At 29.8% G+C, this 588-nt stretch carries 1 protein-coding gene; it reads right to left on the reverse strand.

From position 1 onward, the window contains the following. Positions 1 to 52 precede the first annotated feature (52 nt). Positions 53 to 588 (reverse strand): hypothetical protein (locus ND812_RS18365; RefSeq protein WP_265376763.1); only part of this gene is annotated, 536 nt, incomplete at its 5' end.

Consider the following 588-nt stretch of genomic DNA (forward strand, 5'->3'; position numbering starts at 1 on the left):
GGCCTTGTGCCGAAGCGAAGCGGTAAGTCGCTGTTATGCGAAGTATTTTATTTTATAATGCAATTCCTGCATAAAATGATATAACTGAAAATTCAGAATTTCCCATTTTATATTGGTTTCCAAAATATAAATCCTGTATATATTTTAAAGGAAATCCATTAAAGTATACTGGGTCAAAAGTATAATGATCTTTGATTTTTCCTGAATTTATAATTCCATATTCGAATTCAATTCCCAATATAAAATTTTCAAAGAATTCTCTTCTATAACCAATTCCCATGGTTCCGAAATATCTGTTCGAAAATGTAGTGATTTTTGAATAAGGTTGATACTCAATATTGCGTCCTATATATATCAAATTTTTTTCTTCTTTTGTAAATCCTTTTTCTACACCAGCATTCAAACTACCATAGAAATTATCATAGAAAAAGTATTGAGTTCTGAACACAAAATACTCTCCGTATCGGGAATTAGAAAACTCGCCAATTTGCCGATAATCAATATAAGAACTAGGAGCAGAACTATAATTACTATCCGATTTTTCTCCAATGTTATAGGTAAATCCAACGAAGAATTTATTTGTAATTC

Origin of the sequence: Leptospira limi, from assembly GCF_026151395.1 — a bacterium.
GTDB lineage: Bacteria > Spirochaetota > Leptospiria > Leptospirales > Leptospiraceae > Leptospira_A > Leptospira_A limi.